Source organism: Scandinavium sp., assembly GCF_032012665.1.
Lineage (GTDB): Bacteria > Pseudomonadota > Gammaproteobacteria > Enterobacterales > Enterobacteriaceae > Scandinavium.
In genome coordinates, this window is record NZ_DALZVG010000018.1 from 83887 (window position 1) to 98549 (window position 14663).

Genomic DNA, 14663 nt, shown 5'->3' on the forward strand with positions numbered 1-14663 from the left:
AGGTCAGCAGTTAAGCGAACAAAAATAGACAGGGTTTGAGATTGCTGGACCGTGCTCGTCAATGTTCCAAACAGGCACAAAAAACAAAAAAACCCCGCATCGCGGGGTTTTTTATTAGACGTTAAACTTAAGCCGCTGGCTGAGTTACTACGTCTTTAACGCCTTTAACTTCGATCTCTACGCGACGATCTGGTGCCAGGCAGTCGATCAGTGCAGCGCGAGCTTTCACGTTGTCACAGGTGTTACCGGTGACTGGGTTAGCTTCGCCCATACCACGTGGGGAGATCTTGTTAGCCGGGATACCTTTAGAGATCAGGTAATCGACAACAGACTGTGCACGCTGCTCAGACAGTTTCTGGTTATAAGCGTCAGAACCGATACGGTCGGTGAAGCCCAGAACTACTACGGAACCGTCTTTAGGATCCAGGTTGCTCAGCTGGGAGTACAGCTGATCCAGTGCCTGCTGACCTTCTGGTTTCAGGGTAGACTTGTTGAAGTTGAACAGAACGTCAGACTTCAGAGTGAAGTGCTTGGTCTGTACTTCTGGTGCTGGAGCCGGAGCAGGAGCAACAACTGGAGCAACGTCGTTCTGACCGAAACGGTAAGAAACACCAACGCTCAGCATGCCGTTGTCTGGACGAACGCCTACTGTGCCTGCGTCGCCGATGTTGTTAACCCACTGGTATTCCAGACGGGTTGCGATGTCACGGGTCATTGCCCACTCAACACCGCCAGCGAATACTGGGGATACGCCAGTGTCGTGGTTGTCACCAGCAACGTTGTTGCTGGAGTCAGCGCGCCAAACCATGCCGCCCAGACGGGTGTAAACGTCCAGATCGTCGGTTACCGGGTAACCCAGTTTAGCAGTCAGCTGAACGCCCTGAGCTTTGAATGCACCGTTGGTAACGTCGCCTTTGTAAGGCATACGGCCCAGCCAGTCATAACCCATTTCGAAACCAACATACGGGTTTACCTGGTAACCACCGAAAGCACCAGCGCCAAGCTGACTTTCGTGGGTTGGACCGTTGTTGTTCAGGGAGCTGTTATACCAGCCGGTATCGTGGAACTGGGACCAACCCAGTTTACCACCTGCATACCAGGTGTTATCTTTCGGTGCGGCCTGCGCTACGGTAGCGAAGCCAGCCAGTGCCACTGCAATCGCGATAGCTGTCTTTTTCATTTTTTGCGCCTCGTTATCATCCAAAAATCGCCATGAATATCCATTTAGAAGTTCACGGTTAAATCCTTCACCGGGGGCGGGACCTAATCATAAGTACGCCATAATCTGTGGCTTAAGCCGATCACCCCTGGCGATGTAAAGTCTACAACGTACTTGAAAACTTACAAGTGTGAACTCCGTCAGGCATATGAAAAAAAAAGAGTTGTATACACAATATTTAACATTTATGTTGATTTTTTGTTCGGGATAAAATGCTGAGAACCGCACCAGACAAGCATTTTCGTAAAATAACCCGCACGAAAGAGCGGGTTACCGATCGAGTAAAAAAAATGCCAGGAAAAATCTTAAATTTACTTAATGATACAAGTTTGAGTGAATTTTCAGGCCAGAAAACTGTCTGGTGGGCTGAGAGGTCGCCCTGACAGGACGCATAACAAAGCCCATCGCATTCCCTTCCTCCGCTGCGCTTGCGAGCAGACGCTGATCTTCTTCACTGAGTTCTTCTGCAACCCAGCCGATGACCACGCTGTAGTTTCCTGTACGAAGGGCACGAATCATCGACTCCAGCGTCGCGCCTGGTAACATTTGGTTAACCTGCATCACTTTTGATAGCGGTAAACCGGATGCCTGAACCCACTGACGACTCAACTTTTGCTGCGGCGTGAGCCACAGTTGCCAGCGATCTTGCTGGCCGAGCTGTTGCAAAAGTGGCAGCAGCAGTAATTGAGTCATCATCGGTTGATCCTCACGATACAGCACTTCGCTGATAAGCCCAGTGGTACTATGCTGCGGTTGACCGACGGTTGCTGTTGCCGGCGCCAGTGATTTACGATTTACATAGCCTGAAGTGTACATAGTGAATCCCGCCCTGTGGGTTACTGTATGGATATACAGTACGCCGTGCAGGACTAAAGATCAACCTCATTTTCTGAAAGCGCCTCGCAAAATTGCACAGAAGTGCCTGGCTTAGAAAATAACCGCTTGCCCCCTGAAATGAAGTTCCTTATTTTCATTATTAACGGATCCGTTAGCATAACTCATTCATCTAACTACCTGATTATAGGAAGAATCATGGGAAAAGTCTCATATAAACGGATCCATCAGTGTAAAGAGTACTTTGCCTCTTTGGGCACTATTCGCCATCGCGCGCTTTTCGGGGGATACAGTCTTTCAATCGATGATACTGTGTTTGCGATGGTTTCTAACGGGGAGCTTTATCTCAGGGCTTGCGAGCAAACCACTGGGTATTCCACTGGGTATTACACAACGAATTCAAGACGGCTTTTGACCCTCAACAAACGAGGCCGACCTGTCTCTCTCAACTATTATCTGGTAGACGAAGTCCTCTGGCGGGATCGATCATTGCTTTTGAAGATGTCAGAGATGTCACTGCAAGGAGCGCAAAGCGAAAAAATACGACGCGGCGATCCACGGCGGCTTAAGAATTCACCCAACATTACTTTTCAGCTGGAACTTTTGCTCTCGGAGGCCGGAGTCCAGGACCTGGAGATGCTCCAGGCTTTAGGGGCAGTAGCGGCCTGGCTGCGCCTTCGCCGCATTCGTAAAGATCTCAGCATTAATGTCCTCTTCGCCCTTGAAGGCGCGATTCAGGGGATTCACGCAACACGAATCCCCTTGCTTCGCCGTCAGCATCTCCAGGAACTGGCGGAGAGGCTACTGGATAAAAGTACAACTAAGCTGACGGAGGAGTAACCTGCTGCTGCAGCCGGCAAAATTCTGGCAACAGGCTCACCATCAGCCCAATTTGCTGCAGCACCAGCGGTTCTTTGGACTCCGAACCGGGCTCAAGATGGCGTATCCGTTCCATGAGCCCAGTTAGCGCAGCCTGAACGCGCTGCTCGTCAGAAGGCGTATGGTGGAAGGCATCGTCAACGTAACAGACTGCATCATCAAGCAGCAGCAGCGTTTCAGGGTTACTGAGTTTTTCGCGATGTGCCCCCAGCGCGGAAATATAGCTGGTGAAGGTGTGGTTCAGGCAGAGCAGGCGGAAGGCCGTTTCGCGCATTTGCGCCGTAGCGCGTGGTTCCGTTGACAGGTTGGACACCACCGAAGCCAGCTCCGCATCTCTGTTATGTGCGTCACGACGAGCAATTCGATAAGCCAGACGGTTGTCCCGTCCTTGATGATATTGCTCAAGGATCGCATCCAGATAGCGGCAGTTGGCATCGACCGCTCTTGCCATGACCGTCGGCAGATTACGAAACTTCCAGTCAGGCCAGATAAAACTGACGGCTGCCCAGGCGATACCACAGCCGATAAGCGTATCAATGATACGTGGTAACGCTACTTCAAATCCCTCACCAAGCAGGTTGAAACACAGCAGAACCAGCAGCGTGATAAACATTGTGGCGTGTGCGTACTGAACGTTTCGGAAAGCGAAAAAGAGCACGCCAGTAAGCACGATAAGCAACAGTTGTCCTTCCACGGAGGGCACCAGTATCAGGATTGGCAAACCGATCGCCACTCCAATTAATGTACCAATGACGCGAAGTGCGAGGCGGTGTCGCGTGGCATTGTAGTTTGGCTGGCAGACAAACAGGCTTGTAAGCAGGATCCAGTAGCCATGATCCAGCCCGGTAAACTGGATAAATGCGTAGCCCGCACAGAGGACCAGAGACATGCGAACCGCGTGACGAAAGAGGGCTGACTCCGGCGAAAAATTCCGACTCAGGCGTAGCCAGACGTCGCTCATCCCGTGCAGACGATCGTCCGACAGCTGAGTTTCCGTTTCATTCTCAGGCAGCGCCATCTGCTGTTCTGATTCGATCGTGGCGAGTTGGGCATCGATGGCCCGAAGATTATTCAGCAAGAAGCCAAGGGCGTTCATTTGCTCTTTTGCCGCGCCAGTCGTGCTCACACGTTCCAGTGCGGCGTCCAGGTGCGCAAATGCGCGCTCGAAACGGGAGTCGTGCTGGTAGGGCGTACGCAACAGAATCGAGCGGGAAAGCTGCTGGCAGGCCTGCGCCTGCATTGAAAGCAAGCGCTGGAAGCGAAACATCACATCGCTGTAGCGGAAGCTGTCGCGCAGGGGCTGATACTGCACGTGCGACGAGCTGGCGCGTTCGTGGATATCCTGGGCCACAAAATAGTAATGCAGCGTGCGGCGGGTGCCGCGCTGCCCACGATCGCCACGAAGACGCGTCAGTAACGACGCTTTGGTTTGATTCAGCGTCGCGACTAGCTGTCCGTTTGCCATAGCCAGTTCCACCAGAGGTGCCTGAGCATCATGCTCAATGTCCGGGTCGAAGAGGCGGGATTTCAGTTCCAGATAGTGAGCCAGCTGTTCATAACTGCGGGCGAGGTTATCCTGCAATGGGCGAATGGGAAAAATGAGATGGCCGGTAAGCGTCAGCAGGTTGTACCACACGGCCCCCGCGATCAGCAGTAAAGGCTGCTGATACCAGTGCTCGTAAAGCGACACACCGAGCATGGTGTAGATGGCTATCAGGAGAGCGCCAAACGCGATTGTGGCGTAGCGCTGCCCAAGGCCGCCCAGCAAAATAAACCCGCTGGTCGACAGTGTGAGTCCCAGCGCAAAGGCCCAGGGCCAGGGAAACAGCAGTTCAACGGAAGCGGATGCAATAAAGAAACAGATAAGCGTAATCACCAGATTGCGCAGTCGCCCGGCCAACCTGTCATCCAGATCGGCCAGGGCGGCAGCGACCACGCCAAGCGTTAACGGGATGGTAAGCTTCACTTCACCGAGCCACCATGGCAGGGCTACTGTGCCGCACAGGGCAATAAAAATGCGGGCGTTATACAGCCAGGCGCTGTTCCAGGTGTAACGACGTAATAAAGGGCTCAGCATGCGATGACGGGCCCTGGTCACTGGAATCGGCGGCGCGCGTTGGCTTCACGTGCTGCACGAGCGGTCTCAACGGACACCACGCGACGGCCAACGGGCCAAAGAGCGATGGCGGCAATCTTGAAGTTGGCGATCCCCACGGGAATGCCGATGATGGTGATGCACTGCGCAATACCGGCCACGATATGCGTCAGGCATAGCCACCAGCCGAACAGAACGAACCAAAGAATATTCAGCACGGTACCGCCAGTATTCAGCAGGTTGCTTTTATCATTCGGGTTCAGTTCATCAACATGTACGGCTTCGTTGCCAAATGGCAGCAGCGACAGCTTAGTGATTTCCCAGCAGGAGCGGGTCAGCGGCAAAGTGATAACCAGTATGATGCTGACAACCGTCGCAAGCAGCCAGCCTAACGTGGTGGCGAACCCACCCAACACAAAATTCAAAATATTCAGAACGGTGCGCATATGACCTCTGTTCAGTCCTGTGAAAAGAAAGACCTGACGATTGTAACGTTTTTTAGCGCTGGAGCACCTGGAATCTGGCAGTTACACTGTCAGAGATAAGTCTAAATCCGGGATTTGGCAAGACATGGAACTAAAAGCAACCGCCCTCGGCAAGCGAATGGCGCAGCACCCTTATGACAGGGTTGAACTCCTTAATGCGGGCGTAAAGGTTTCCGGGGACCGCCATGAGTACCTGATCCCCTTCAATCAGCTGACGGCGATCCACTGTAAACGAGGTCTGGTCTGGGGCGAGCTGGAGTTTGTTCTGCCTGAAAACAAGGTCGTGCGCCTGCACGGCACTGAATGGGCAGACACGCAGCGTTTTCACCATCATCTGCAAACCCGCTGGCAGCAGTGGAGTGATGAGATGAGCGCTATCGCCGCTGAAGTACTTTCGCGGCAGCTGACGCTCATTGCCAACTCTGATGCTCAGGGTAAATGGCTCACTCGCGAGGCAGTGGCGCAGGTGCGGCAAAAAATTCACCAGGCGCTGGAAGCGCTTCCGGTGCCCGTCAGTCGACTCGAGAGTTTCGACAACTGTCGTGAACTCTGGCGGCAGTGTCAGGCATGGCTGAAAGACCGGGATGCCAGTCGTCTTCAACACAACCAGCATTTCACTGAGATGATGCTCGAGCACTATTCCGCTTTCTTTAAAAATATCGAATCCTCCCCGCTCAACGACGCGCAGGCCAGAGCCGTGGTCAACGGTGAACGTTCATTGCTGGTGCTGGCTGGTGCGGGAAGTGGCAAAACCTCAGTGCTGGTGGCCAGAGCCGGATGGCTTTTGATGCGGGGGGAAGCCGCAGCTGAACAGATATTGCTTCTGGCGTTTGGTCGCAAAGCGGCGCAGGAGATGGACGACCGCATCCGGGAGCGGCTCAATACTGAAGACATTAGCGCAAAAACGTTCCATGCGTTGGCGCTCTACATCATTCAGCAGGGCAGCAAGAAAGTGCCGGTTGTCAGCAAGCTGGAAAATGACACTCAGGCCCGGCAGAAGCTGTTCACCGACTGCTGGCAGCAGCAGTGTCAGGAGAAAAAGGCTCAGGCTAAAGGCTGGCGACAGTGGCTGGAGGAAGAGATGGAGTGGGAGGTGCCGGAGGGGGATTACTGGCACGATCCGAAGATCCTTCGCCGGATGGGCAGCCGTCTCGATCGCTGGGTGAGCCTGATGCGCTCGCACGGTGGCTCCCAGGCCGAAATGATCGACAGCGCTCCTGACGAGATCCGAGAGCTGTTTGGCAAACGAGTCAAGCTGATGGCACCTCTGCTGAAGGCCTGGAAAACGGCCTTAAAAGAGGAAGGGGCTGTCGATTTCTCCGGGCTTATCCATCAGGCGATCAACATCCTGGAAAAAGGGCGTTTTGTCAGCCCATGGAAGCACATTCTGGTTGATGAATTTCAGGATATATCACCGCAGCGTGCTGCTTTACTGGCGGCGCTGCGCAAACAGAATTCTCACACCACGTTGTTCGCCGTCGGCGATGACTGGCAGGCGATATACCGCTTCAGCGGGGCGCAGCTCTCGCTGACTACGGCCTTTAGTGAGACCTTCGGTGAAGGAGACAGCTGTGCACTGGACACCACCTACCGCTTCAATGGGCGTATTGGCGAAGTTGCCAACAGCTTCATTCAACAAAATCCGCATCAGCTGCGAAAACCGCTTAACAGCCTCACTGCCGGGGATAAAAAAGCGGTAACGCTGCTGCCGGACGACCAGCTTGATGCCTTGCTCGACAAGCTGAGCGGTTACGCCAAACCGGAGCAGAGAATTTTGGTGATGGCGCGATACCATCACCTGAAGCCATCGGCGCTCGACAAAGCGGCGACGCGCTGGCCGAAGCTTACGATAGATTTTATGACCATTCATGCCAGCAAAGGTCAGCAGGCAGATTACGCGATTGTTCTCGGATTGCAGGAGGGGCAGGATGCGTTTCCGGCTCCCGCGCGGGAATCGATCATGGAGCAGGCATTGCTGCCGCAGCCGGAGGATTTCCCCGATGCGGAAGAGCGGCGTTTGCTGTATGTGGCAATGACCCGTGCGCGTGAACGCGTCTGGCTGATGTTTAATAAGCAGCAGCCTTCGGCGTTTGTTGATGCGCTGAAATATCTGGATGTGCCGGTGGCGCGTAAACCCTGAAAAAAATCCCCTCGTTGAGGGGATTTTTGTTATTTCAGGCGTTCAGCCAGATAGCGCTGGTAATCAGGTATCTGGATATCTACCGGCGCGTTGAAGTTGGGTGACTGAATAATGAAATCCGCCGTCGCTACGTTGGTCGCCACCGGAATATTCCACACGGTTGCCAGACGCAAAAGGGCTTTAACATCAGGATCGTGCGGCACCGCATTCAGCGGATCCCAGAAGAAAATGAGCACGTCGATTTTGCCTTCGGCGATCATCGCGCCAACCTGCTGATCGCCGCCCATTGGGCCGCTCAGCATGGCGTTCACTTCAAGACCGGTTGCGCGCTGCACCAGATTACCGGTGGTGCCTGTACCATACAGAACGTGCTGAGCCAGCAGCGGCTGATGACGCTCAACCCAGGCCTTCAGCATCTGTTTGCAGTGATCGTGCGCCACCAGGGCGATGTGCTTGCGGCCCGGCAGGGTGCGGGTTGTCTGTTCCATAATCATTTCCCCATCATCAAGATGCGGACAGATTACTGAAAGTGACTATGGCTGCAAGCGCTAACGATACTTTTTCCTGTGCTGGGTCATGATATCAGGAGGAGGGTTGCGATTTTACCCACTCCAGAAAACGATGGCGGGTTTGCGGATCGGCCAGCTGGAACCAGTATTTCAGCCGCTGTTCGGTCAGCGTTTGCGACTGTAAGGCCGGGTTATCCAGTTCGTTGGTTTTCGACAGCAGCGTGCTGTCGTCTGGCACGGCTGCGCTGAACTGAGTGCTGGAGGTTTGCTTGTTGGCGAGGTTCCAGGCGGTGGTGGCCTTCTCATAATCAATGTCGCTACCGGCCTGAGTAATCGCAAGGATATCGAGTTTGACCGGGATCGGCATCGCATTGCCGTCCAGCAGGCTGACGTGCGGGGTGTCGGTGAAAGCCTGAGTGTCCTCCAGCGTTTCGAGTCTTGGCAGGCTGAAGTTGATCTGACCTATAAGCTGGGAATTAAAGTTTGCGATAAGCGGCGGTGAAACGTAAAGCTGTCGATTTTGGTCTGGCAGAATAATCATTTTCTCAACCCGGAACACGACCTGGTGCGGCCCATTATCCACTTCAAGGCTTTCCGCGCCACGCAGCAGCAGGCTCGAGACTTTCTTACCGTCCAGTACCAGCAAATTGATGTCGCCAGAAAGCCGCAACGTTGTGGCGAAAACGCTGCCAGGCATCAGAAGTAACAGACACACCACGACCCATCCTGCTTTCATTCCCGCTCTCCTGAAAGGACCCGCCCTTAGAGTGTATCAAAATTTTACGAAAGTGATTTTCATTAACATATAGACATAAACCACGATTCTGCCCTCATACTCTGGTATGACTGAATGGCTGACGTGCCTGGATTGTCGTACACTTTGCAAAATTGCCCGGAGGACAGAATGAAAGAGAACGATATAGCAGGCATTTTAAAGCAAACCCGCACCATCGCACTGGTAGGGGCCAGCGATAAGCCCGATCGCCCAAGCTACCGGGTAATGAAATATCTGTTGGATCAGGGGTATCACGTGATTCCGGTATCGCCGAAGGTAGCAGGGAAAACGCTGCTCGGTCAGCAGGGCTATGGCACCCTTGCGGACGTACCGGAGAAGGTGGATATGGTCGACGTATTCCGCAATTCAGAAGCCGCATGGGGCGTTGCCCAGGAAGCCATCGCCATTGGGGCGAAAACCCTGTGGCTGCAGCTTGGGGTGATTAACGAACAGGCCGCCGTGCTGGCAGGCGAAGCGGGATTGAACGTCGTAATGGACAGATGCCCGGCGATTGAAATCCCAAGGCTCGGGCTGGCTAAATAAAAAGAAAACCCCGCAGGCGCGGGGTTTTTTGATCAGTTCCGCAGGCGTGGCGCCTGAAGCTGTTGGCGAATGGACTGGGCCAGTTCGTCCATTGAAGGTTGTTCCGGATGTTCGTCGGAGGCTTCGCTTTTTAGCTGCGCCTCGGCGAGGTAGGTATGGACGGGCTGACCGTCATCATCTTCCATCACCACGTGATACCACGGCGACGCGCGCAGTTCATCGTTTACTGCCACCTCGTCTTCCGCCGGATCCTCCAGCGAATATTCCGGGTCGATATCCACCACCACGCCCAGATACCCTAACAGGGAATGCCGGACCTGCTGGCCGATACCGAATTTGCTGGCAATCATCATAGTCACCTCCCGGGAAACATTACTGACAATAAATATGCGGGCAATGTTTCACTTTTCAACTTACATGACGCGACAGGCAAACCCTTTCAGATACAGCCCTTCCGGGTAGGTTGCAATCACCGGGTGATCGGCTGCCTGACGGAACTGTTCTATAAATTGTACATCACGCCCGGCGTCTACGGCGGCATCGGCGATGATTTTCTGGAATAAATCCGTGGTCATCAGGCCTGAGCAGGAGTAGGTCATCAGCACGCCGCCTGGGTTCAGCAGCTGCATTGCCAGCATATTGATGTCTTTATAACCGCGGCAGGCGCCCATCAGCTGATTCTTGTTTTCGACGAACTTCGGCGGATCCATCACGATCACGTCAAACTTCTCGCCTTCATCGCGGTATCTGCGCAGCAGCTTAAATACGTCGTCACGCACGAAATCGGCTTTATTCAGATCGAGCTTGTTGAGTTCGACGTTCTGTTTCGCCACATCCAGTGCCTCCTGTGAGGTATCGACGCTGATCACCTGACGGCAGCCGCCCATCAGCGCGGAGACGGCAAAACCGCCGGTATAAGAGAAGCAGTTCAGGACGCGCTTGTCTGCCACATAGCGGCGGGTCGCCAGGCGGCTGTCGCGCTGATCGAGGTAGTAACCGGTCTTGTGACCGTTCTGAATATCCACCAGCAGCTTCATACCGTGCTCTTCAATCGGCAGCAGGGCAGGTGGGATTTCGCCGGTTACTGGCCCTTGGGTCAGCTCCATTCCCTCTTTTTTCCGTACCGCGACGTCGCTGCGGTCGTAAATCGCGCAGTCCGGGTAGAGCGTTTGCAGAGCGCTGATTAACGCAGCACGTTGGTACTCTGCGCCAGCGCTGAGCAGCTGTAGTACGAGGAAGTTGCCGAAGCGGTCGATGGTCACGCCAGGCAGACCGTCAGATTCACCGGCGATCAGACGATAGCTGTCGAGGCCATCTTTCTTCGCCAGCCAGTCACGCCAGGTTTGTGCCTGCTGCAGACGGCGCTCGAAGAAAGCGATATCGATGGTTTCGTTTTTATCGAACGTCCAGACGCGCGCGCGAATTTGTGAGGATGGAGAGTACGCGCCGCGGGCCAACCACTTCCCCTGATGGTCAACAATATCAATGGTTTCACCGGAAGAGGCTTTGCCTTCCATGCGCGCGACGGCGCCAGAGAAGATCCACGGGTGGCGGCGAAGTAAGGATTTTTCGCGGCCTTTGGCTAACACTAAACGTACGCTCATAATTTGCTATTCTGTTGATTCAAAGAAAATGGGCGCCATTTTCCCACGTCAGCGGGGAAATGCAACGACTAACCGGGAGAACAGGTATGGCGCAGGTATGCATGATTGCATGGGTTCACGGCCTGGTGCAGGGCGTCGGGTTTCGCTATAGCACCCAGCGTGAAGCGTTAAAGCTCGGGCTAACCGGGTATGCCAAAAATCTGGATGACGGCAGTGTGGAAGTGCTGGCGTGCGGGGAAACGGAAAAGGTGGAACAGCTAATCGCCTGGCTTAAAGCGGGCGGGCCGCGCAGCGCCCGGGTGGATAAGGTTCTGGCTGAACCACACCAGCCCGGGAAAACATGGACCGACTTTGGGATCCGCTATTAAATGCACTTCACCGGTTTTGGCAGGCCAGCGATTTTTGTGGCCTGCTTTGCCGGGCCTTTCGGAAATAAGCGATACAGGTAGCGGCTGTTGCCTTTCTCTTCACCGAATTTATTGGCCATCGCTTTGACCAGCATACGGATGGCAGGCGAAGTATTGAATTCGAGATAAAATTCGCGCACAAAGCGCACCACTTCCCAGTGCTCAGGCGAGAGGGTAATGTCCTCTTTTGCGGCAATCACTTCCGCCAGGCCTTCGCTCCACTGGCTGCTCTCTTTCAGATAACCGTCGTTATCGGTCTCGATCTCTTTATCGTCAAAATTCAACATAGTTTTTCATAACCATCTTCAGAAACCGCCGCAGTGTAGCAAAAAACAAAGCCCCGCATAAGCGGGGCCCGGGTAACGCATAAATCGTCTTAGTCTCTGCTGGCGAAGCCGAGAATGCTCAGCAGGCTGACAAAGATGTTGTACAGTGACACGTACAGGCTGACGGTGGCGCGAATATAGTTGGTTTCGCCACCGTGAATGATGTTGCTGGTTTCATACAGAATGGCACCTGAGGAAATCAGGATAAACACTGCGCTGATCGCCAGATGCAGCGCCGGCAGCTGCAGGAAGATGTTGGCAACCATACCGATCAGTACAACCACGATCCCTGCCATCAGCATACCGCCGAGGAAGGACATATCTTTGCGGGTGGTCAGCACGTAGGCGGAGCAGCAGAAGAACACCAGCGCGGTTCCACCGAGCGCCATGCCGATCACATCACCCATACCTGCAGAGATATAAGCGTTCAGCATTGGGCCGAGGATATAACCGAGGAAGCCGGTGAAAGCGAACGCAGACAAAATACCCACAGGTTTGTCTGCCGTTTTATAGGTCAGGAACATCAGGCCGTACATGCCGACCAGCGTCAGGATAAGGCCCGGAGAAGGCAGCATCAGAACGGTACTTGCCGTCGCCGTGATAGCGGAAAACGCCAGCGTCAGGCTCAGCAGAAAATAGGTATTACGCAGGACTTTGTGTGTGCTAAGTAGCGATGAACGATCGCGCGACGAGGTAATAATACGATCCATAGTGTCACTCTCTTTATAGACAGTTGTCATAACTGCTGAGAATAAGTAAACAAAGTCCAAAGCTCTAGTGCTTTTACCCATCTTTACCGACCCGTTTTCCCTGCCCGGTAGACGAAAATATCGGCGATAAAATTCATCGCAGCACGTTCGTTGCTTTTTTGCCGTTAACCAGATCGACATCTTATAGGTTACTGAAAAATATTGCCTTATTGCGAAACCACCGCTAACACTGAAAACGGTGTCACCCATAATGAAATCAATAAGGCAAAGGATATGAAACCACAAAAGCACAACCCTATTACGCAGGTGCTGCTCCTGGCTGGACTGCTCGGCGCTACTTCCCTGAGCTGGGCGGCGCAGGTGCCGGAAGGTACAGCGCTTGCGGACAAACAGGAGCTGGTCAGGAATAACGGTAGCGAGCCTGCCACGCTTGACCCACATAAAGTGGAAAGTGATGTCGAGGGCAATATTATCAGAGACATCTTCGACGGGCTGGTGGCGGTGCGTGCCGATGGCTCGATAGAACCGCGCCTGGCGGAAAAGTGGGAGGAGAAAGACAATACGGTCTGGACTTTCCACCTGCGCCCGGGCATTACCTGGTCTGACGGAACCGCGATCACCGCACAGGATGTGGTCTGGAGCTGGCAGCGTCTGGTTGATCCCAAAACTGTCTCCCCGTATGCCAGCTATCCCGGAAATATGCATATCGTGAATGCTGCAGACATTGCCCTTGGTAAAAAATCACCCGACGCATTAGGTGTAAAAGCCCTGGATGACAACACGCTACAGGTCACGCTTTCCCAGCCGAATGCCGCGTTTCTTTCTATGCTCGATCATTATGTGATGGTTCCTGTCGATCCGGTACTGGTGCAGCGCTTTGGCGACAAGTGGACTCAGCCGCAGCACATTGTCACGAGCGGCGCATACAAGCCGACGCAATGGGTGGTGAATGAACGTATCGTTGCAGAACGTAATCCGAAGTACTGGGATAATGAACATACGGTGATTAATAAAGTGACCTATCTGCCGATTGCCTCTGAAGCGGCGGATGTGAATCGCTATAAGGCAGGGGAGATCGATATTGTCTATACGGTTCCGATTAACCAGTTTGCGCAGCTGAAAAAGACCATGGGCAGCCAGTTGGACGTTTCGCCGCAGCTTGCCACCTACTACTATCAGTTCAATACGACCAAAGCACCGTTTAACGACGCGCGCGTGCGTCGTGCGCTGAATATGGCGCTGGATAAAGACATCATCGCTGACAAAGTGCTGGGGCAGGGGCAGCGCCCGGCCTGGTTAATCAGCCAGCCGGAAATCGGCGGCGTCAGTCTGAAAAATCCTGACTACGCCAGCTGGCCGCGTGATAAACGTATCGCCGAGGCGAAAAAGCTGCTGGCGGAAGCCGGATTTGGCGAGAATCATCCGCTCTCTTTCAACCTACTGTACAACACCTCTGAATCTCATCAGCGCATTGCTATTGCCGCCAGTTCGATGTGGAAGAAAAATCTGGGCGTGGAAGTGAAGCTGCAAAATCAGGAATGGAAAACCATGCTGGACTCCATGCATACCGGTAACTTTGACGTCGTGCGCTATGCCTGGATTGCCGACTACGATGATGCTTCAACCTTCCTGAACAACTTCCGTACCGGCGACAGCGAAAACACCAGCAAATACAGCAACACGACCTTTGACCAGATGCTGGTGGATGCGGCTAAAGCAACGGATGTGGCAAAGCGAGGCGAATATTACCAGAAAGCAGAAGATATTCTTGCACAGGACGTTCCGGCTATACCGGTTTATCACTATGTGCGTACCCACCTGGTGAAACCCTGGGTTGGTGGCTTCACGCCGGATAAGCTCGGGTTCTACTACACCAAAGATATGTTTATCAAAAAGCATTGAGCAATTTTTTCGGGTAAAAATGCTGAAATACTGGTCAATGCGTTGTAATTTAAGCCAATTAAACACGATTTGACTGTTTTTCAGGCAAACGAACGAGGTGGGGGTTTACAGGATGCCTTCTGATGTTTAAAGTACGCCTCACTTAGGAAGCGTGGCCGAGCGGTTGAAGGCACCGGTCTTGAAAACCGGCGACCCGAAAGGGTTCTAGAGTTCGAATCTCTACGCTTCCGCCAAA

15 protein-coding genes and 1 tRNA gene are annotated in these 14663 nt (G+C 53.6%); 6 read left to right on the forward strand and 10 right to left on the reverse strand.

What is annotated here, in order from left to right:
• Positions 1 to 127 precede the first annotated feature (127 nt).
• Both ompA and sulA read right to left on the reverse strand, forming a co-directional pair.
• Positions 128 to 1180, reverse strand: coding sequence for a porin OmpA (gene ompA / locus RTU33_RS14915; RefSeq protein WP_312628377.1), 1053 nt, complete (start codon positions 1178 to 1180; stop codon positions 128 to 130).
• 354 nt (positions 1181 to 1534) lie between these two features.
• Positions 1535 to 2035 (reverse strand): SOS-induced cell division inhibitor SulA, encoded by a 501-nt coding sequence (sulA, locus tag RTU33_RS14920; RefSeq protein ID WP_312628379.1) that lies wholly within the window; start codon positions 2033 to 2035, stop codon positions 1535 to 1537.
• A 216-nt stretch (positions 2036 to 2251) separates the two neighbouring features.
• Between sulA and RTU33_RS14925 the strand changes: the two genes are divergently transcribed.
• On the forward strand, positions 2252 to 2893 hold the full coding sequence (locus tag RTU33_RS14925; RefSeq protein ID WP_312628380.1) for a TfoX/Sxy family DNA transformation protein: 642 nt from the start codon (positions 2252 to 2254) through the stop codon (positions 2891 to 2893).
• Here the strand turns inward: RTU33_RS14925 and yccS are convergent.
• Together yccS and RTU33_RS14935 are read right to left on the reverse strand one after the other, a co-directional pair.
• Positions 2874 to 5009 carry a YccS family putative transporter gene (yccS, locus tag RTU33_RS14930; RefSeq protein WP_312628381.1) on the reverse strand — a complete coding sequence of 712 codons (2136 nt, stop codon included), beginning with the start codon at positions 5007 to 5009 and terminating at the stop codon, positions 2874 to 2876. The two genes, RTU33_RS14925 and yccS, sit on opposite strands and share 20 nt — an antisense overlap.
• Positions 5010 to 5026: 17 nt before the next feature.
• Complete coding sequence (locus RTU33_RS14935) at positions 5027 to 5473, reverse strand: YccF domain-containing protein (RefSeq protein ID WP_312628383.1); 447 nt, start codon at positions 5471 to 5473, stop codon at positions 5027 to 5029.
• A 124-nt stretch (positions 5474 to 5597) separates the two neighbouring features.
• Between RTU33_RS14935 and helD the strand changes: the two genes are divergently transcribed.
• Positions 5598 to 7652: a DNA helicase IV gene (gene helD, locus RTU33_RS14940; protein ID WP_312628384.1), complete on the forward strand. Its 2055-nt coding sequence runs from the start codon at positions 5598 to 5600 to the stop codon at positions 7650 to 7652.
• A gap of 29 nt (positions 7653 to 7681) precedes the next feature.
• Here helD and mgsA read toward each other — a convergent pair whose 3' ends face one another.
• Positions 7682 to 8140, reverse strand: a complete 459-nt coding sequence (gene mgsA, locus RTU33_RS14945; protein ID WP_312628385.1) for a methylglyoxal synthase — start codon at positions 8138 to 8140, stop codon at positions 7682 to 7684.
• A 94-nt stretch (positions 8141 to 8234) separates the two neighbouring features.
• Complete coding sequence (gene csgI, locus RTU33_RS14950; RefSeq protein WP_312628386.1) at positions 8235 to 8897, reverse strand: curli synthesis inhibitor; 663 nt, start codon at positions 8895 to 8897, stop codon at positions 8235 to 8237.
• A gap of 168 nt (positions 8898 to 9065) precedes the next feature.
• Between csgI and RTU33_RS14955 the strand changes: the two genes are divergently transcribed.
• Positions 9066 to 9479, forward strand: coding sequence for a CoA-binding protein (locus RTU33_RS14955; protein ID WP_312628387.1), 414 nt, complete (start codon positions 9066 to 9068; stop codon positions 9477 to 9479).
• Positions 9480 to 9511: 32 nt separating this feature from the next.
• On the opposite strand, the gene hspQ is transcribed toward RTU33_RS14955, so the two are convergent.
• Positions 9512 to 9829 carry a heat shock protein HspQ gene (gene hspQ, locus RTU33_RS14960; protein ID WP_312628393.1) on the reverse strand — a complete coding sequence of 106 codons (318 nt, stop codon included), beginning with the start codon at positions 9827 to 9829 and terminating at the stop codon, positions 9512 to 9514.
• Positions 9830 to 9892: 63 nt separating this feature from the next.
• Positions 9893 to 11083 (reverse strand): 23S rRNA (cytosine(1962)-C(5))-methyltransferase RlmI, encoded by a 1191-nt coding sequence (rlmI, locus tag RTU33_RS14965; protein ID WP_312628388.1) that lies wholly within the window; start codon positions 11081 to 11083, stop codon positions 9893 to 9895.
• Between the two features lie 86 nt (positions 11084 to 11169).
• Here rlmI and yccX point away from each other — a divergent pair, with 86 nt between their 5' ends.
• Positions 11170 to 11451: an acylphosphatase gene (gene yccX, locus RTU33_RS14970; protein ID WP_312628389.1), complete on the forward strand. Its 282-nt coding sequence runs from the start codon at positions 11170 to 11172 to the stop codon at positions 11449 to 11451.
• Here yccX and tusE read toward each other — a convergent pair.
• Both tusE and yccA read right to left on the reverse strand, forming a co-directional pair.
• Complete coding sequence (tusE, locus tag RTU33_RS14975; protein WP_312628391.1) at positions 11448 to 11777, reverse strand: sulfurtransferase TusE; 330 nt, start codon at positions 11775 to 11777, stop codon at positions 11448 to 11450. The two genes, yccX and tusE, sit on opposite strands and share 4 nt — an antisense overlap.
• A gap of 89 nt (positions 11778 to 11866) precedes the next feature.
• On the reverse strand, positions 11867 to 12526 hold the full coding sequence (gene yccA, locus RTU33_RS14980; RefSeq protein ID WP_097163620.1) for an FtsH protease modulator YccA: 660 nt from the start codon (positions 12524 to 12526) through the stop codon (positions 11867 to 11869).
• Between the two features lie 273 nt (positions 12527 to 12799).
• On the opposite strand from yccA, the gene RTU33_RS14985 reads away from it, so the two are divergent.
• The gene (locus tag RTU33_RS14985) at positions 12800 to 14428 is read left to right on the forward strand and encodes an ABC transporter substrate-binding protein (RefSeq protein ID WP_312628392.1); all 1629 of its coding nucleotides are present in this window, start codon (positions 12800 to 12802) and stop codon (positions 14426 to 14428) included.
• 145 nt (positions 14429 to 14573) lie between these two features.
• Positions 14574 to 14661 (forward strand) — tRNA-Ser (locus RTU33_RS14990).
• Positions 14662 to 14663 lie beyond the last annotated feature (2 nt).